The organism is Campylobacter sp. RM9328 (assembly GCF_012978615.1).
The window spans coordinates 1-17,788 of the sequence record NZ_LIWF01000012.1 but is presented as its reverse complement, the minus strand read 5'-3'; the positions used below and the strand labels follow the sequence as shown (position 1 = coordinate 17,788).

General features: G+C 37.7%; 24 protein-coding genes, 1 tRNA gene and 1 pseudogene. 20 read left to right on the top strand and 6 right to left on the bottom strand.

Translation table 11 applies throughout. From position 1 onward, the window contains the following. Position 1 precedes the first annotated feature (1 nt). The 19 genes from rplO to CCAL9328_RS08175 all read left to right on the top strand — a co-directional run bounded on the left by rplO (position 2) and on the right by CCAL9328_RS08175 (position 13,651). Positions 2-403, top strand: coding sequence for a 50S ribosomal protein L15 (gene rplO, locus CCAL9328_RS08265; protein WP_169938243.1), 402 nt, complete (start codon positions 2-4; stop codon positions 401-403). Continuing rightward, positions 403-1,665 carry a preprotein translocase subunit SecY gene (gene secY / locus CCAL9328_RS08260; RefSeq protein ID WP_169938241.1) on the top strand — a complete coding sequence of 421 codons (1,263 nt, stop codon included), beginning with the start codon at positions 403-405 and terminating at the stop codon, positions 1,663-1,665. The genes rplO and secY overlap by 1 nt, the downstream gene beginning before the upstream one ends. Positions 1,666-1,669: 4 nt before the next feature. Then, positions 1,670-2,434, top strand: a complete 765-nt coding sequence (map, locus tag CCAL9328_RS08255) for a type I methionyl aminopeptidase (RefSeq protein ID WP_169938239.1) — start codon at positions 1,670-1,672, stop codon at positions 2,432-2,434. A 19-nt stretch (positions 2,435-2,453) separates the two neighbouring features. After that, positions 2,454-2,672, top strand: a complete 219-nt coding sequence (gene infA, locus CCAL9328_RS08250; RefSeq protein ID WP_009649712.1) for a translation initiation factor IF-1 — start codon at positions 2,454-2,456, stop codon at positions 2,670-2,672. 185 nt (positions 2,673-2,857) lie between these two features. Then, a complete protein-coding gene (rpmJ, locus tag CCAL9328_RS08245; protein WP_169938237.1) occupies positions 2,858-2,971 on the top strand; it encodes a 50S ribosomal protein L36 in 114 nt (37 codons plus the stop codon). Between the two features lie 3 nt (positions 2,972-2,974). Beyond that, the gene (gene rpsM, locus CCAL9328_RS08240; RefSeq protein WP_169938235.1) at positions 2,975-3,343 is read left to right on the top strand and encodes a 30S ribosomal protein S13; all 369 of its coding nucleotides are present in this window, start codon (positions 2,975-2,977) and stop codon (positions 3,341-3,343) included. Positions 3,344-3,352: 9 nt separating this feature from the next. Further along, positions 3,353-3,745, top strand: a complete 393-nt coding sequence (gene rpsK, locus CCAL9328_RS08235) for a 30S ribosomal protein S11 (RefSeq protein ID WP_169938233.1) — start codon at positions 3,353-3,355, stop codon at positions 3,743-3,745. A 27-nt stretch (positions 3,746-3,772) separates the two neighbouring features. Further along, positions 3,773-4,399, top strand: coding sequence for a 30S ribosomal protein S4 (gene rpsD / locus CCAL9328_RS08230; RefSeq protein ID WP_169938231.1), 627 nt, complete (start codon positions 3,773-3,775; stop codon positions 4,397-4,399). A gap of 14 nt (positions 4,400-4,413) precedes the next feature. Further along, entirely contained in the window at positions 4,414-5,424 is a 1,011-nt protein-coding gene (locus CCAL9328_RS08225) for a DNA-directed RNA polymerase subunit alpha (protein ID WP_170000430.1), read from the top strand. 18 nt (positions 5,425-5,442) lie between these two features. Then, complete coding sequence (rplQ, locus tag CCAL9328_RS08220; RefSeq protein ID WP_169938228.1) at positions 5,443-5,799, top strand: 50S ribosomal protein L17; 357 nt, start codon at positions 5,443-5,445, stop codon at positions 5,797-5,799. A gap of 261 nt (positions 5,800-6,060) precedes the next feature. Then, a complete protein-coding gene (locus CCAL9328_RS08215; RefSeq protein ID WP_169938226.1) occupies positions 6,061-6,330 on the top strand; it encodes a NifU family protein in 270 nt (89 codons plus the stop codon). Continuing rightward, positions 6,323-6,877, top strand: a complete 555-nt coding sequence (locus tag CCAL9328_RS08210; protein ID WP_169938224.1) for a histidine kinase — start codon at positions 6,323-6,325, stop codon at positions 6,875-6,877. Before CCAL9328_RS08215 ends, CCAL9328_RS08210 begins: the two co-directional genes overlap by 8 nt. Next, a complete protein-coding gene (locus tag CCAL9328_RS08205; RefSeq protein ID WP_169972368.1) occupies positions 6,855-8,141 on the top strand; it encodes a UDP-N-acetylmuramoyl-L-alanyl-D-glutamate--2,6-diaminopimelate ligase in 1,287 nt (428 codons plus the stop codon). The genes CCAL9328_RS08210 and CCAL9328_RS08205 overlap by 23 nt, the downstream gene beginning before the upstream one ends. Positions 8,142-8,155: 14 nt before the next feature. After that, complete coding sequence (gene panD / locus CCAL9328_RS08200; protein ID WP_170000429.1) at positions 8,156-8,500, top strand: aspartate 1-decarboxylase; 345 nt, start codon at positions 8,156-8,158, stop codon at positions 8,498-8,500. 98 nt (positions 8,501-8,598) lie between these two features. After that, entirely contained in the window at positions 8,599-8,910 is a 312-nt protein-coding gene (locus CCAL9328_RS08195; RefSeq protein ID WP_170000428.1) for a YbaB/EbfC family nucleoid-associated protein, read from the top strand. 10 nt (positions 8,911-8,920) lie between these two features. Then, complete coding sequence (locus tag CCAL9328_RS08190; protein WP_170000427.1) at positions 8,921-10,018, top strand: DUF7488 domain-containing protein; 1,098 nt, start codon at positions 8,921-8,923, stop codon at positions 10,016-10,018. Further along, entirely contained in the window at positions 10,015-10,917 is a 903-nt protein-coding gene (locus CCAL9328_RS08185; RefSeq protein ID WP_169972365.1) for a polyprenyl synthetase family protein, read from the top strand. The genes CCAL9328_RS08190 and CCAL9328_RS08185 overlap by 4 nt, the downstream gene beginning before the upstream one ends. A gap of 3 nt (positions 10,918-10,920) precedes the next feature. Beyond that, entirely contained in the window at positions 10,921-12,834 is a 1,914-nt protein-coding gene (gene tkt, locus CCAL9328_RS08180) for a transketolase (protein WP_169938212.1), read from the top strand. 22 nt (positions 12,835-12,856) lie between these two features. Further along, complete coding sequence (locus tag CCAL9328_RS08175; RefSeq protein WP_169938210.1) at positions 12,857-13,651, top strand: undecaprenyl-diphosphate phosphatase; 795 nt, start codon at positions 12,857-12,859, stop codon at positions 13,649-13,651. Positions 13,652-13,688: 37 nt separating this feature from the next. Here the strand turns inward: CCAL9328_RS08175 and CCAL9328_RS08170 are convergent, their stop codons facing one another. From CCAL9328_RS08170 to CCAL9328_RS11080, 6 genes and pseudogenes are all read right to left on the bottom strand, one after another. After that, on the bottom strand, positions 13,689-14,609 hold the full coding sequence (locus CCAL9328_RS08170; RefSeq protein WP_169938208.1) for a siderophore ABC transporter substrate-binding protein: 921 nt from the start codon (positions 14,607-14,609) through the stop codon (positions 13,689-13,691). Positions 14,610-14,626: 17 nt separating this feature from the next. Then, entirely contained in the window at positions 14,627-15,379 is a 753-nt protein-coding gene (locus CCAL9328_RS08165; RefSeq protein WP_169938206.1) for an iron ABC transporter ATP-binding protein, read from the bottom strand. Continuing rightward, a complete protein-coding gene (locus CCAL9328_RS10925) occupies positions 15,376-15,990 on the bottom strand; it encodes an iron chelate uptake ABC transporter family permease subunit (protein WP_211436841.1) in 615 nt (204 codons plus the stop codon). Before CCAL9328_RS10925 ends, CCAL9328_RS08165 begins: the two co-directional genes overlap by 4 nt. Then, entirely contained in the window at positions 15,978-16,337 is a 360-nt protein-coding gene (locus CCAL9328_RS11200) for an iron chelate uptake ABC transporter family permease subunit (protein ID WP_211436840.1), read from the bottom strand. The genes CCAL9328_RS10925 and CCAL9328_RS11200 overlap by 13 nt, the downstream gene beginning before the upstream one ends. Next, positions 16,334-16,651: an iron chelate uptake ABC transporter family permease subunit gene (locus CCAL9328_RS11195; RefSeq protein WP_211436839.1), complete on the bottom strand. Its 318-nt coding sequence runs from the start codon at positions 16,649-16,651 to the stop codon at positions 16,334-16,336. Before CCAL9328_RS11195 ends, CCAL9328_RS11200 begins: the two co-directional genes overlap by 4 nt. Further along, positions 16,569-17,339 (bottom strand): annotated as a pseudogene (locus tag CCAL9328_RS11080) (iron chelate uptake ABC transporter family permease subunit). Before CCAL9328_RS11080 ends, CCAL9328_RS11195 begins: the two are co-directional and overlap by 83 nt. A 247-nt stretch (positions 17,340-17,586) precedes the next feature. Here CCAL9328_RS11080 and CCAL9328_RS08150 point away from each other — a divergent pair. Further along, positions 17,587-17,674 (top strand) — tRNA-Ser (locus CCAL9328_RS08150). The last annotated feature ends 114 nt before the right edge of the window (positions 17,675-17,788 follow it).

Genomic DNA, 17,788 nt, shown 5'->3' with positions numbered 1-17,788 from the left:
AATGGCACTAGAAAATTTAACTCCGGCTCCTGGCTCAACGCACTCTACAAAGAGAATAGGTCGCGGTCAAGGTAGCGGTAACGGTAAAACTGCAGGAAAAGGTAATAAAGGTCAAAGAGCAAGAAAAGGCTACAATGAGAAGCGTGGTTTTGAGGGTGGACAACAACCGCTTCAAAGACGTCTACCAAAAGTAGGTTTTGCTTCTAAATTTGAAAAACCTTATGTTATTAACGTAGAAAAGATCGTTGCGGTAAAAGAGCTTAACGAAATAACTATAGCATCAATCGCAACAGTTCATAAAATTTCAAAGAGCGTAACAAAAATAAAACTTATCGGATCAAGCGCTAAAGAACTTGTGTCAAAGATAAAAGATAGTAACGTTAGCGTAACTGGACAAAAATAATGAATAAAACACTCGTCAACAAGATATTAATCACGTTGGCATTTTTGTTCGCATACAGGATACTGGCATATGTGCCGGTTCCTGGCGTTAATGTCGATGTTATTAAGGAATTTTTTAGCTCGAACAACAACAACGCTTTAGGTTTATTCAATATGTTTAGCGGTAACGCCGCTGAGCGTCTTAGTATTATCTCTCTTGGTATTATGCCTTACATTACTGCTTCTATCATCATGGAGCTTTTAGCTGCTACATTCCCAAATTTGGGTAAGATGAAAAAAGAACGCGACGGCATGCAAAAATACATGCAAATCATCCGCTACGCTACGATAATTATCACTTTGATCCAATCAATCGGTGTTAGTATAGGACTTCAAAGTCTTACTGGACGTGGCGGTGAGCAGGCTATTATGATAGATATGAATTTATTTATAGCGATTTCTGCTGTTTCTATGCTAACAGGAACGATGCTACTTATGTGGATCGGTGAACAGATTACTCAGCGCGGTATCGGTAACGGCATCAGTCTTATCATTTTCGCAGGTATTGTTTCAGGTATCCCGAGTGCGATTAGCGGTACGATAAATCTAGTAAATACAAGCGAGATGAACTTCCTTGTTGTTATAGGAATTTTACTTGTGATACTTGCTACTATCGGAGCGATCATCTTTGTAGAAATGGGCGAAAGACGTATTCCGATTTCGTATTCTCGTAAGGTTGTTATGCAAAATCAAAATAAACGTATAATGAATTATATTCCGATTAAAGTAAATTTAAGCGGCGTTATACCTCCGATTTTTGCCTCTGCGATACTTATGTTTCCAAGTACTATACTACAGGCAAGCACAAACCCATACATACAAGCTATTAATGATTTTTTAAATCCAAATGGTTATATGTTTAACTTTTTAACGTTTTTATTTGTTATCTTTTTTGCATATTTTTATGCCTCTATCGTATTTAATACAAAAGATATAAGTGAAAATTTAAAAAGACAAGGTGGTTTTATACCAGGTGTTAGACCCGGTGAAAATACGGCTAACTATCTAAACGAAGTTGCTGGAAGACTAACGTTTAGCGGCGCTATATATCTTGGTCTGATCTCAACTCTACCTTGGGTTTTGGTTAAAACCATGGGTGTTCCATTTTATTTTGGTGGTACTTCTGTACTTATCGTTGTTTCGGTCGCTCTTGATACAATGAGAAGAATAGAAGCGCAAATTTATATGAACAAGTATCAAACGCTAAGTGCGGTCGGGCTATAACAAAATGGCTATTTCGTTAAAAAGACCGGCTGAGATTGAAAATATGAGAGCGGCGAATATGATCGTCGCTCGAACGCTTGATTATATTTCTACTATCATAAAACCAGGAATTTCTCTACTTGAGATAGATAAAATCTGTGAAGACATGATAAGAAGTGCGGGGGCAAAACCTGCTTTTAAAGGACTTTATGGATTTCCAAATGCTGCTTGCATAAGTGTAAATGAAGTTGTTATACACGGAATCCCAAACGAATACGTTTTAAAAAAGGGCGATATCGTAAGTGTTGATATTGGTTCGAATTTAAACGGATATTTTGGCGATAGTGCTAGAACATTTGGCGTGGGGGAAATTTCAAAACAAGATAAGGCGCTTATAGATTGCAGTAAAGACTCTCTTTATTTTGCTATTGATTTCATTGAAGCCGGTATGCATTTTAAAGAAGTTTGCTATGAGATAGAAAAATTTATTCTTGCACGTGGCTTTGTTCCTCTTAGAGGATTTTGTGGACACGGCATAGGCAAACGTCCTCATGAAGAGCCTGAAGTTCCTAATTACCTTGAAGGAAATAATCCAAAAGCCGGACCAAAGATAAAAAACGGAATGACGTTTTGCATTGAGCCTATGATTTGTCAAAAAGACGGCACCCCGATAATAGGTGCTGACAAATGGAAGGTAACAAGCAAAGATGGCCTTAGAACGAGTCACTACGAGCATTGTGTAGCTATCGTAAACGGCAAAGCTGAAATTTTAAGTAAGTCAGAAATTTGAAAATTTAATGGAGGTATGAGTGGCAAAAGATGATGTTATAGAAATCGACGGTAACGTAGTCGAAGCTTTACCTAATGCTACATTTAAGGTTGAGCTTGATAATAAGCATGTGATTTTATGTCATATCGCTGGAAAAATGAGAATGCATTACATAAAAATAATGCCAGGAGATCGTGTAAAAGTCGAGCTTACACCATATAGCCTAGATAAAGGTCGCATAACATATAGATACAAATAAAACTTGTTTTTATATTAGTGCTAAGTGAAATTAAAGCTTGATTTGGATAAAATCTAAGCTTTGCAATAAGCTGTATGAAGAATTATTTTCAAAGTCCCCACTTATTTTGAAAATAGTTGGTTTAAAATTTTCTTTAAACCTGATGCAGCCCCTAAAAAAGTGGAATAAATTTTTAGGAGACTAAGATGAAAGTTCGTCCTTCTGTAAAGAAGATGTGTGACAAATGCAAAATTGTCAAACGTAGCGGAATCGTACGCGTTATCTGCGAAAATCCAAAACATAAACAAAGACAAGGATAAAAGATGGCACGTATAGCAGGTGTAGATTTACCAAATAAAAAAAGAATAGAGTATGGCTTAACATACATCTATGGCATAGGTCTTTACAAGTCACGTCAAATTCTTGACGCAGTAAACATTTCTTACGACAAGAGAGTTCATGAGCTAAGTGAAGATGAGGCTGCAGCTATCCGTAAAGAGATTCAAGAGCACCATATCGTTGAGGGTGATCTTAGAAAACAAGTTGCTATGGATATAAAAGCACTTATGGATCTTGGAAGCTATCGTGGTCTTCGCCACAGAAAAGGTCTTCCGGTTCGTGGTCAAAAAACTAAGACAAATGCACGCACCAGAAAAGGTAAGCGTAAAACTGTCGGCGCAGCGACTAAGTAAGGATAGACAATGGCAAAAAGAAAAATCGTTAAGAAAAAAATCGTTAGAAAAAGTATAGCCAAAGGTATCGTTTATATTAGCGCTACTTTTAACAATACAATGGTTACCGTAACCGATGAGATGGGAAATGCTATCGCATGGAGTAGTGCCGGTGGTTTAGGTTTTAAAGGAAGCAAAAAATCAACTCCTTATGCAGCACAACAAGCTGTTGAAGACGCACTAAGCAAAGCAAAAGAACACGGTATAAAAGAGGTTGGCATAAAGGTTCAAGGTCCTGGTAGCGGTCGTGAAACTGCTGTTAAGAGCGTAGGAGCGGTTGAGGGTATTAAAGTAACATTCTTAAAAGACATAACCCCACTTGCACACAATGGTTGCAGACCACCAAAACGCCGCCGCGTCTAATGATATAGAGAATTAGGAGAAATTATTATGGCTAGATATAGAGGACCAGTTGAAAAATTAGAAAGACGTCTAGGTGTTTCTCTTGCTCTTAAAGGCGAGAGGAGACTTGCCGGTAAAAGCGCGCTTGATAAGCGTCCATTTGCACCGGGACAGCATGGACAAAGAAGAGCAAAAATAAGCGAATATGGTTTACAACTCCGTGAAAAACAAAAAGCTAAATTTATGTATGGTGTTAGCGAAAAACAATTCCACCGTCTATTTAGCGAAGCTGCTCGCAGAGAAGGCAACACAGGTGCACTTCTTGTTCAATTATTAGAGCAAAGACTTGATAACGTAGTTTACAGAATGGGCTTCGCGACAACTCGTCGTTTTGCTCGTCAGCTTGTAACCCATGGTCACATTCTTGTTAATGGCAAGAGAGTTGATATCCCGTCTTACAGAGTTGAACCGGGTGCAAAAGTAGAGATCGCTGAAAAATCTAAAAACAACCCACAAATCGTTCGTGCGATTGACCTTACAGCTCAAACTGGTATAGTTGGTTGGGTTGATGTTGAAAAAGATAAAAAATTTGGAATTTTTACAAGAAACCCTGAAAGAGAAGAGGTTATCATTCCAATCGAGGAAAGATTCATAGTAGAGCTTTACTCAAAATAATAAAGGATATAATGATGAGAAAAATTACTACATCAGCTTATATGCCTACTGAGATAAAAGTTGAAAGTGTAAGTGAAAATGTGGCTAAGATTACCGCATATCCGTTTGAGGCGGGTTATGCAGTAACTCTTGCTCATCCGCTTCGTCGTCTTCTTTATACAAGCACCGTAGGTTTTGCGCCTACAGGTGTTAAAATAAAGGGCGTAAGTCATGAATTTGATAGCATGCGCGGTATGCTTGAGGATGTTGCCTTTTTTATTATAAATTTAAAAAAGATACGCTTTAAGCTTAAAAATGACTCTGATAGAGAAGTTATCGAGTATAGCTTTAAGGGGCCAAAAGAGATAACTGGAGCCGATCTTAACAATGATATAATTGAGATAGTTAATCCAGATGCTTATCTTGCAACCATAAACGAAGATGCTGAATTAAATTTCAGTGTTATTATTCAAAAGGGTATAGGATATGTTCCTAGCGAAGAAATTCGCGACGAGATGGAAGAAGACTATATAGCGCTTGATGCGTTTTTTACTCCTGTTAAAAAGGCTGTATACGACATCGAGAGCGTTTTGGTTGAAGATAATCCTGATTTTGAAAAGATTGTTTTTACAATCACTACAGATGGACAAGTTGGGCCTATTGAGGCATTTAAACACTGCTTAGAGGCTATGTATCAGCAAATGTCTGTATTTAAGGGTGTTTTAGATATTGATGTAAATATGCCTGTTTCTAACTCAAGTGTAGGCGGTGAGCACGGTAAATTGCTTTCAAATGTTGAAGAGCTAAATTTAAGTGCTAGAAGTTTTAACTGCCTAGATAAAGCTGAAATTAGATACATTGGCGAACTTGCCTTGATGGATGAAAACGAACTTAAAGAGCTAAAAAACCTCGGCAAAAAATCTCTTGAAGAGATAAAAGCCGTTATGGAAGAGATCGGTTATCCTGTTGGAACTGATATCTTAAAAGATAGCAAAGAGCAGCTCAAAAAGAAAATTGCTGAGCTAAAATCGCAAATGAGCGTATAAAAAAACAAGGATAGATAAATGAGACACAAACACGGATATAGAAAATTGGGTCGTACTTCATCTCATCGCGCTGCATTGCTTAAAAATCTAGCAATTGCAATCATAAAAAGCGGTAAGATAGAAACAACTCTACCAAAAGCAAAAGAGCTTAGAAGTTATATTGAAAAGCTTATCACAAGAGCAAGAAAAGGTGATTTTAATGCTCATAGAGCTGTCTTTGCAAGCTTGCAAGATAAAGAAACTACAAATAAATTAGTTGTAGAAATAGCTCCAAAATACGTTGGTAGAAACGGTGGCTATACAAGAATAATTAAAACTCGTGTTAGACGTGGCGATGCTGCCGAAATGGCTTATATAGAGCTAGTTAGCGAGTAATATCTAGAGGGCTCGTCCCTCTTCTTTCATATCCTTTACAAAACATCTTTTAATATCCAAAAAACAACTTTCAATTTATAAATTTATAGTTTAATTTTTATATAATTCATCATCTAAATTTCTTGTAGTAATAAATATAAAACCCATGTTTGATATATCAAATTTAAGTGATAATTTGCTCTTAAATACCCACAAAATCAACTCTTTTAAAATTTATTTTTCATATTTTGTGTATAATATATAAAAAATAGAAGGATTAAAATGATACCATTTACAGACGAAGAATTATTAAAACCAGTTGGCATAAGTTTGCAAAAAGTTTTGCCTATGCTTGAAGCCGATGGCGGTGGTATGGAGCTTTTAGGTATAAAAAATGGCAAAGTTTATGTAAGACTAACCGGACACTGCCATGGTTGTGCCGCGAGCGGAACTACTTTAAAATACGGTGTAGAACGCCAACTTCGCATAGATATTCATCCTGAACTCGAGGTTGTCAATATGCCTATTGGGGAAGAGGTAAAATTTGATTGATTATAAAAAGTTAGGGATTAAAAATTTTAAGAAGTCAAAATTTGAAGACGCGATGATTTATTTTTCGCTTGGATATGCGCAAACTAAAGATGAAAGCTTGTTATATCTTATCCAGCTTTGCTCACTTGCGAGCGAACGCCCTGATGAGGCAAAAATGCTTTTTGAATATTTCATGGGTAAGGATATCTTAGGTAAGACAAATGAAAATTTTGACGAGATATTGGAAGTTTTAGAGTCTAAGATAGAGCCAGATTTTGATATTGAAGAGCAAGATGCCATAAGCTATGAGGATTTTATGGAAGCGGTTTGGCGTGAAGGAAATTTTAAAAAAGTTTTTGAAAATATAATGTTTTCAACCAAGGTTATGATATCAAACAAAGATGATTTTTTGGATTTTTTAGAAAATTTGATAAAAAATAATTTTCTTGAGATGAGTATGAACTACCTTGAGAGTGCCGCAGTGATGTTTGGCGGAGATGAGCGCATAGGTGCACTTTTAAAAGAGATACAAAAGAGACAAGATAATGAAAATTTCTCTAGCAAATAGCTATGTAACCGATAATTCAAACGAGTGCGAGAGTGGCTGTTTTTTTGTGCTTACAAAATCAAATGCTAAATTTAAAGAGAGCGCTCAAAGTAACGGCGCAAAGATTATTAGCGTAGATGAGTGTAAAAAGCTTTTAGGTATCGATGAAAATATAAAAATAATAGGCATAACCGGCACGAATGGTAAAACTACGACCGCATGGGCCATCTATGAAACACTTATGCAACTTGGATACAAGTCCGCGCTTTCGGGCACTTGCGGTGCATTTTTGCATTCAAAGCGTATAGATGCAAAGTCATTAACAACAAGTCCGGTCTTGCAAACGCTTGAGTATTTAAAGCAAGCCAATGAGTTTGGTTGTAAGTATTTTGTAATGGAAGTGAGCTCTCACGCTATCGATCAAGATCGCGTCGAGGGGTTAAAGTTTGCTATTAAAATTTTTACAAATTTAACTCAAGACCATCTTGACTATCATAAAAGCATGCAAGAATACGCCAAAGTTAAGAGTAAATTTTTAAGTGACGATAGTTTAAAGCTAATAAACATCGATGATGAGGGCGGTATAGAGTTTAACCCTATAAATTCATACACATACTCTCTTAAAAAAGACTCGGATTTTGCCTCATTAAAATACGATCTTAAAGACGGCATAAAAGCTCTTATGAAAACTCCAAAAGGCGAATTTGAGCTAGCTTCGTCACTCCAAGGAGAGTTTAACCTCTATAACTTAACGGCGGCTATCGGAGCTATTTTGCTACTTGAGGATGTAAAAATACCATCCCTTAAAGAAGCTATTTATAAATTTAAAGGCGTTGCAGGTCGCATGGAAGTTGTTAGCCAAAAGCCGCTTGTTATTGTTGATTTTGCGCATACGCCAGACGGCATGCAAAAGGTTTTAAATGCGCTTAGACATTTAAATTTGATTGTAATTTTTGGTGCTGGAGGCGATAGGGATAGGACAAAACGACCTAAAATGGGGAAAATAGCGCAACAATACGCTAAAATTTCTATCGTAACAAGTGATAATCCGCGTAGCGAAGAACCTGAGACGATCATAGATGAAATTTGTGCAGGAATGAACATGAACAACACTGTCATTCTTGAAAGCGATCGCAAAAAAGCCATCAAGCTCGGGCTTGACCTTCTTGACAAAGATGATACGTTAGTTATACTTGGTAAAGGCGATGAGGACTATCAGGAGATAAACGGCGTAAAACATCATTTTAGTGATAAAGAGACGGTTTTAGAGCTGCTTAAAATTTAAACAAGGAATTAAAATTGAGAATAGAAGTAATGTCTAGTAAAATACACCGCGCTACTGTTACCGACGCAAATTTAAATTATGTCGGTTCGATAACTATAGATGATAAGCTTATAGAGGCTGCAAATTTGTGTGAGTTCCAAAAGGTTGAAATTTTAAACGTAAATAACGGCGAGCGCTTTAGCACATATGTGATAGCAGGCGGCAAGGATGGAGAGATATGCCTAAATGGTGCAGCAGCCCGCAAAGTTTGTGTTGGGGATACTGTTATCATCGTAGCTTACGCTAGCATAAAGGCTAAAAAGGCTAAGGATTTTAAACCAACCATTGTTCATGTCAATGCTAAAAACGAGATAGTTTAGGAGTTTAAATTTTTACATTTTATTGCTGTTATAAACTTAAAAATAAATTTATATAAGCTCAAATTTGATATAATCGGGCAAAATTAAAAGGAAAATTTATGTTTGAGGGTCTTGATTTTTCAAAAATGGGTGCGATGCTTGAAGAAGTTCAGAAAAAGGCAAAAGAATTTGAAGACGAGAGCAGCGCACGTGAATTTGGAGCAAAGAGTGGCGGTGGGCTTGTAAGTGTAAAAGCAAACGGTAAAGGCGAAATTTTAGATATTAGTATTGATGATAGTTTGCTTGAGGATAAAGAGAGCTTGCAAATTTTACTCATAAGTGCCATAAACGACGTCATAAAAATGACAGAAGACGATAAAAAGGCGATGGCTGGCAGGATGCTTGGCGGTCTAGGCGGACTTAAGCTATAAGGTAAAAAATTTGAAAACATTTATTTTATTTTTTGTATTATCTATCGTAGCCTTTGCCGATCCTCGTCCTACTCAAGAGGACTTTAACGCTTGTTATGAAAAAAACAAAGACTCGATAGTCTCTGTGAATAAACACTTTGGTGTAGCTATCACGAAAGATCTTATCGCTGTTCCTAAAAATGGCGAGGCTCCGATAAACAACTATGTGAAATTTGACCCTTATTTACAGCTTTATCTTGTTCGCTCGGACAAGACTTTATCTCCTGCGAGTATGGCTGATGAAACAAATGATGAGCGCGTTAAGAAAAGCACATGGATAGGAGTTTTAAGCGATAACAACAACAGCAAAATGGGACACATCAAGGCTCTTGGTGTAAATTTGGGAGATTTTGATACGATGAGTTTTGAGCATAATGCCACAGGTGAGCTAAATACTGCTTGCTGCAAGATGCTTGGTATAACGGTTGGTGCCGACAAATTTATACCAAACAGGTATTTAAAGCATTTCGCTGCATATGATGATGTATATTATGGTGATATCGGGGCGACTTTTGAGCCAAGAGATGGTAAATTTTACGTGCAAAAGGTTGATCCTATCGGTCGCGCAAAGGCACTCATGGTAAATGATGAGCTCGTGAGCATAAACGGAGTTAGTCCCAAAAGTCTAAGAGAAGTAAATGAAATGATACTTTTTGCGCCAAAAGGCTCAAAACTAAATATCGTAGTAAAACGCGAAGGCGCTCAGTATCTTTTTGAAGTTCCTGTTTCTGGTAATTTAAAATTTAGTCAAAGTTTAGAGGCTCTTATCCCAGATAGTCAAAAATTAAAAAATTTAAACGCCATGCCTGAAAATATAGAGCTTTATGGTGATGATAAAATTTTAACCGACTATGGCATAAGGGTTAATGCAAATTTGGTTGTAACACACGTTACTCCAGACTCAAACGCCCAAATTTTTGGTATAAAAGTAAAAGATAGAATTCTTCAAGTAGATAAAAATATGGTGAAAAATAGGGGCGAATTACTACAAAAAATAGGAGAAAAACAGAACTTTCTTCTGCTTTTTACAAGAGATGACTTTGAATTTTTTGCGAGAGTGCCAAAGTGAGTTTGCTTGATGATTTTATAAATTTTTTAAATGAAAATTTGCCAAAAGCTCCTAGCTTTCATCCTTATTATGAAGAGGCTTTAGCGCAGATGCTAAAGGCTGGCGGTAAGCATTTTAGGGCACAGCTGCTTTTGGGCACGGTTAATGCTTTGCGTCCGGAGCTAACACAAGAGGCTATGAGGGTTGCTTTAGGGCTTGAGATGATGCATACGTATTCGCTCATACACGACGATCTGCCGTCTATGGACAATGCCGCTTTAAGACGCGGAAAACCTACCCTTCACATAATGTATGACGAAGTTACGGCGATACTTGCCGGAGATGCGTTAAATACGCACGCTTTCTATGAAATTTCACGTTCAAATTTAAGTCCCGAAGTTAGGATAAAATGTGTTGAAATTTTAAGTCAAAATGCCGGAGCTAACGGCATGGTGCTTGGTCAGGCGTTGGATTGTTTTTATGAAAATACCGGCAAGAAGGACATAGTAGCTGCAAAACAAAGACTAGGCCCAACGGATAAAAAACTAAGTCTTGACGAACTAAAATTTCTTCACATACACAAGACCGCAAAGCTTATTGCCGCTAGCTTAAAAATGGGCGCAGTTATAGCAGAGCTAAGTGAGACTGAATGCGAAAAAATTTATAATATCGGGCTTGATTTGGGACTTGCGTTTCAGATACAAGATGACATCATAGATGTGATAAGCGATGAGAATGAAGCAGGAAAGCCTGTAAACAATGATACGGATAAAAATTCATTTACAAATTTGCTCGGTGTCAAGGGCGCTATAGAGAGTAAAAATGAGCTAATACGGCGGGTTGAAGAGGACTTGCGGTCACTTAAAGCAGGCATAAAAGACGTGATAGAAAATTTGATAAACAAGCATTTGAAAGGTTAAAATATGTTACAAAAACAAGCTGATACGATAAGATTTTTATGTGCCGATATGGTTCAAGCGGCAAACAGCGGACACCCAGGCGCGCCTATGGGGCTTGCTGATATTATGAGCGTGCTTTCAAAACATCTAAAGCACAACCCAAAAGATCCAACTTGGCTAAACCGCGATAGATTGGTCTTTAGCGGCGGGCATGCAAGCAGTTTGGTTTATAGCTTTTTATATCTTAGCGGATATGATGTTAGCCTAGAAGATCTTAAGAATTTCCGCCAATTGGGCTCACAAACGGCAGGACACCCTGAAATTCATACTCCGGGTGTTGAAGTGGCAACAGGTCCTCTTGGTCAAGGTGTGGCAAATGCCGTAGGTTTTGCAATGGCTGCTAAATACGCTGCAAACGTGTTAAATACGCCCCAAAATGAGATAATCAACCATAAAGTCTACTGTCTTTGCGGGGATGGCGACTTAGAAGAAGGTATAAGCTATGAGGCATGTGCGCTAGCCGGCAGACTTTGTCTTGATAACCTAGTAATAATATATGACTCAAATTCAATAACTATCGAAGGCGATACCGCTATAGCATGGAACGAGGATGTAAAAGTTCGTTTTGAAGCACAAGGCTTTGAAGTAGCGCGTATTAACGGGCATGATTACGACGAGATCGAATTTGCGCTTAGTGAAGCTCAAAACAAAGACAAGCCGTATCTTATCATCGCAAATACTCGCATAGCAAAAGGAGCCGGTGAACTCGAAGGAAGCCACCATAGCCACGGCGCTCCACTTGGCGAAGAGATAATCAAATCCGCAAAAATTGCCGCAGGATTTAATCCTGAACTTAAATTTCACGTTGATGAAGATGTACTTTTGAGATTTAGAGGGGCTGTTGAAAAGGGCGATTTAGCGCAAGCTGAGTGGAACAAGCAGCTTTTAAGCCTCGATGACGATAAGGCTAAAATTTTAAATGAACTTTTAAAGCCTGATTTTAGTACTATTAATTACCCTGATTTTAGTGGTAAAAAAATGGCGACAAGAGATAGTAACGGTCAAATTTTAAATGCTATTGCAAATTCCATTGCGGGGTTTATTGGTGGTAGCGCCGACCTTGCTCCGTCAAACAAAACTGAATTAAAAGGCATGGGGGATTTCCCATACGGTAAAAATATCCATTTTGGTATCCGTGAGCACTCGATGGCGGCGATAAATAACGCATTTGCAAGATATGGTCTTTTCTTGCCTTTTAGTGCGACATTTTTTATATTTAGCGACTACCTAAAGCCGAGCGCAAGACTTGCTGCACTTATGAGTCTAAAGCATTATTTTGTATTTACGCATGACAGTATCGGCGTTGGTGAAGATGGACCTACACATCAGCCTATAGAACAGCTTAGCCAGTTTAGAGCTATGCCGAATTTTTATACATTTCGTCCTGCCGACGGCGTTGAAAACGTGGCTTGCTGGAAAACAGCTTTAAATTTAAATGCCCCAAGTGCATTTGTCTTATCTCGTCAAGCTCTTGTGGCGCTTGAAAAAAGTGTGTATGGCGAAGTAAAAAATGGCGCTTACCTACTTAAGAGCTCACAAGACCCAAAGATCACGTTTATTGCAAGCGGTAGTGAGGTAGGACTTTGTTTAAAAGCTGCCGAAGATTTATGTGCGCAAGGCATCGGGGTAAATGTTGTTTCAGCTCCTTGTTTTGACCTGCTTTGCGAACAACCTCGCGAATACATAAATAAAATTTTAGATCAAAATACAACCGTTATAGCAGTTGAAGCTTCAAGCGGTCTTGAGTGGTATAAATTTGCCGATCATGTTTACGGCATGAAGAGCTTTGGCGCTTCAGGTAAGGCAGAAGCCTTGTTTGAGCATTTTGGATTTACACCGGAGAAGCTTACTGACTTTGTAAAAGATGTGTTGAATTAATGCTTAAACTAAAAGGCGTTTCATGGACATTGTTCAGATCGTAATCCTTTCGCTTGTGCAGGGCATAAGCGAATTTTTGCCTATATCAAGCTCCGCTCATCTTGTGCTTGTGCCAAAACTATTTGGCTGGCAAGATCAGGGCTTGGCTTTTGACGTTGCGGTGCATGTAGGCACGCTTGTGGCTATACTTTTTTATTTTAAAGATAGAATTTTTAAGCTTTTGAGCGACTTTTTATCATCTATAAGACAGCGCAAAATGGTTGGCGAAAGCATGCTTGTGTATGCGGTAGGTTTTGCGACCATACCTGCTGGAATTTTTGGTCTTGCATGTGGGGACTTGATAGAGCAATACGCAAGAAGCGGTTTTGTTATAGCCACTACGACTATTATTTTTGGTATCATGCTCTATCTTGCCGATAAATCGCCCGGGCTTAAAAGCGAAGCAAATATCACGATAAAAATCGCGCTTATCATAGGTGTAGCTCAAGCTTTAGCTTTAATCCCGGGTGTTTCTCGCTCGGGTATTACCATAACGGCTGCTTTGTTTTTAGGTTTTAATAGAATCACAAGTGCAAATTTTTCGTTTTTGATGTCAATTCCTATCATACTTCTTGCGGGAGGACTTGAAACGATAAAACTTATTAAATCAAATACAACTTACGAGTGGACAGATCTTGGCCTGGCCTTTGTTTTAAGTGCCGTTAGTGCGTATATCTGCGTGAAGTTATTTATGGGGCTTATCTCTCGTGCAAGCATGGTGCCGTTTGTGGTGTATCGCTTGATGTTGGGTGTGTTTTTGTTTTATGTTTTTATATAAGTGAGCCGGCAGGAGATACTTTGCCGGCTTAAATTTATTATTTTAATGCTTTTTCGATATCGCTTAGCATGATATCAGTGGCTCTTATGCCGCCCTCGCTAAGATACCAAGGTGCAGGCGAAAGATAGAAAATTTTACCGTTGTTAAATGCCTTTGTTTTTCTTACAAGTTCATTATCCATAACCTCTTGAGCGACTTTTGCGCCCGGTTTTGATATGGCACTATCTCTATCGAGCACGAAAAGATATTGCGGGTTAAGCTTTACTAAAAGCTCAAAAGAGGACTCGTTGCCGTGAGTTGAACTAATATCATTTGCCAAATTTGTAAATCCTCCATCCGTTGTGATAAGTGAGCAACGTTTCGAGTTGCCTAAGGTATGAAAGCTTGAGCTTGTAACCAGCCCGATAATGGCATTTTTGCCGTTTGCAAGCTCTTTGATCTTATTTAGTCTAGCTTCGTATTCTAAAATTTTCTCTTTTGCTTTTTCATCTGCATCAAAAATTTTAGCTATCGTAGAAATGTTGTTTTTTATGCTCTCAAAGCTACCTTTTTCGTAATTTATCTCCAAAAATACCACCGGTGCGATCTTAGAAAGCTCGTCAAATTTTGGCTGTAGTCTGCCACCTATAAATATAATATCTGGCTGTGCGGACATCAGCTTTTCCATATTTATCTCTTTTGCTGTGCCGATGTTTATGATATTTTTATCGTTTGTGTATCGCGATAGATAATCTATCTTTTGTGCTTTTGGCATTGCAACGACATTTTTGCCAAAACCGAGCGCATCGATCGTATCAAGCGCAGCAAGATCAATTACTGCTACGCGTTTTGGTTTTAACGAAACTTTTATGTTTATGCTTTGCTTTTTTGCATTTAGTGTATTTATCTCCACCAAATCCGCACTAAAAAGTGCTGTTATAGCGCCGATAATGGCGAAACTAAGTAAAAATTTTCTCATACATGCTCCTTAAAAAATTAAAAATAAATCGATAACGGTTTGCCGTGGATATCTAAAATTTCAAAGTCCATGTTATAAATTTCAGCCAAATTCTCTTTTGTGATGATCTCCTTTGTCGGCGCGTGCTTTACCAGCTTGCCGTCTTTAAAAGCGCAGATATAATCCGAATAAAACGCCGCTAAATTTAGCTCATGAAGCACGATGATCACTGTTTTGCCTAAATTTGTAGATAAAAATTTGATATTTTTCATCATCTGGATCGAGTGATAGATGTCAAGGTTGTTTGTCGGCTCGTCAAGCAAGACAAATTCTGTATCTTGTGCAATTATCATAGCTATAAAGGCTCGTTGGCGCTGTCCTCCGGAAAGTTCGTCTAAAAACCTATCTTCAAATTCCATTAATTGCATTTTTAAAAGTGCGTCATCTACGATATCTATATCTTGTTTGGTTAGTTTTGAGCCACTATATGGAAATCTCCCGAAGCTCACAAGCTCTCTAACTGTAAGTTTCATCGCTAAATTGTTGCTTTGCGTTAATATCGCCAAGCGTTTAGCCAGCTCTTTGCTTTTATAGTGACTTAAATTTTTGCCGTCAAGTAAAATTTCTCCTCCGTCGCTTGGTATAAGACGTGAGATCATGTGCATTATGGTTGATTTACCGGCACCATTTGGACCTATAAAAGATGTTATCTTGCCGCGATGTATATCAAGGCTAACATCGTCTACGACGCTCGTATCGCCGTATTTTTTGATTAAATTTCTGATTTTCATTGATTTCCTTTGTTTGCCAGTAAAAGATATAAGAAATAAATTCCTCCCGCGATATTTACAAATACCGAGATCGGTATCGCAAGGTCAAAAATTCGCTCAACTATCAACTGCCCACAAACCAAAACTATCATGCCCACAAGCGCCGCAGCTAGAGTTAGATAGGAGTGTTTATATGTTTTTAAAATTTGTCTTGCTAAATTTGCGATTATAAGACCTAAGAATGATATAGGTCCGACAAGAGCAGTAGCTATAGCTATAAAGAGCGTAACGCCAAGTAGTAATTTTGATATGACGCGGTCGTAGTCAACGCCTAAATTTATGGCTTGCTCTTTGCCTAGAGCTATCACGTCAAGTACCTCAAGCTCTTTTTTGTAAAAAAGCGTTAGAAAAACAACCAAAATAAAAGCAATGCCTAAAATGTCGGCATTTACGTGGCTAAAACTAGCAACCAAGGTCGCCAAAAGCGTTTCGTATTCGTTTGGATCCATTATGCGAACCATCGTGCTTTGAAGCGATAGAAAAAAGGTCGCCATAACGGTTCCTGCAAGTAAAACGTATAAAACATTAAATTTAGTTACGCGAAACAAATAGCTATAAATTATCGTAGCCATAGTGCCCATAAGCACAAGGTCGCAAAAAAGCTTATGTATTTGTTACTTGCAAAGACGCTTGTCGAACCAAGAAAAAACACAATCGCGGTATGGATGACAAGATAAAGCGAGTTCATCCCAAGTAGACAAGGTGTTACTATCGTGTTGTTGATGATAGTTTGAAAAACAAGAGTTGCTGCGCCTATGCAAAATGCAGTAATTAGGATAGAACCCAATTTTGGCAGTCGTATACTCATATAGTATTCAAAAAATTTAAAATTTATATCATAAAATAAATAAAATGCGCAAAAGATCATCGTAGCTAGGACAAGAATTAAAATGCGTTTTTTATGAGCTAGAGCTTTCATTTTTGGCAACTTTCTTGTGTTTTGCCTGCAGCTAGTCTTACACGCTTTCTTGGAGTTTTTAGTTTAAAGATCAAAAGTCCGATAAATATCGCACTTCCTACAATCCTGGCAATAAGCTCTATGGGAAGTTCGTAGGGTGAGATAAGTGCGCGTCCGATGAGATCGCAAATAAGCACAAAGACAGCTCCAAAAAGAGCAGTATCAAGCAGAGTTCCTTGAAGTTTATCGCCCTTAAACATCGTTACTAAATTTGGCACAATTAAACCAATATATGAGATAGTGCCCACAACCACCACGATACAAGCGGTAAGCATCGAAGCTATGCTTAGTCCAAAAAAACAGCACAACATTATAAGGAACGCCTAAATTTTTAGAGAAATCCCTTCTCATGCCGACGATATTAAAGTGGTTTGCAAATAAAAACGCCACAAAGACAAGCGGAACTACCATGTAAACTATCTCGTACCTGCCTCTAAGTATGAGGGAAAAACTACCCGTAAGCCAGGTAGAAAGCGCTTGCACCATATCGTATTTAAAGGCGATAAAATTTGTGATACCACCTATTACGTAGCTAAACATTATTCCCACAAGTGCCACCATAACGGTATCTTTAAATTTGATAGTTTGTATAAAAGCCACATATATCCATGTTCCTATCATTGCGGTTAAAAATGCAAAAAATGCTCTTGAGTAAAGCGTGGAGTCCGGCATAAAGATAAGTGCTATCAATATCCCAAGTTGTGCCGAGGCGATCGTGCCGCCAGTGGTCGGAGAGACGAATTTATTCATGCAAAGTTACTGCATGATAAGACCTGCTACACTCAAACCAACTCCGGTGCAAACTATGGCTAAAAGATGTGGTAGGCGTGATGCTAACAGAGTATGTATCTGCTGCGTATCACCTTTTAAAATACCTTCTATTTGCACATCAAGCACGCCGACAAATGATGAAAAAATATCAAGTATAATAAGTAAAAGAGCAAGAATAATAGTAGAACGCAAATTTTTCCCTAAATATTTTTGAAAGTGATTATAACATTTATTTAATTAAAAAATATTTTTATTTACAAACTTATTACTTTATTTTCATATTAAATACCGATCTTGTTGAAATATTTATAATTAATATATTATTGATATATCTAGTTTAAACAAAAATTAGTTTCATTTTAAATATAAAAATATATGAAATCGATTTTAAGACAACATTTTGCTTATAAAATTTGATATAATACATCTCTTCAAATAAGGGTAGATGTCCGAGCGGTTTAAGGAGCACGCCTGGAACGCGTGTGTGGGGCAACTCACCGAGAGTTCGAATCTCTCTCTATCCGCCAGTGATTTATTCTTTTCTTATATTTCTTTCTCAATATTTATTGTTGGTTTGTGTTAAGAGTTAATGTTTTTGAGGTTTAAACGTCAATTATTTGACGATTTATGATTATTATGTT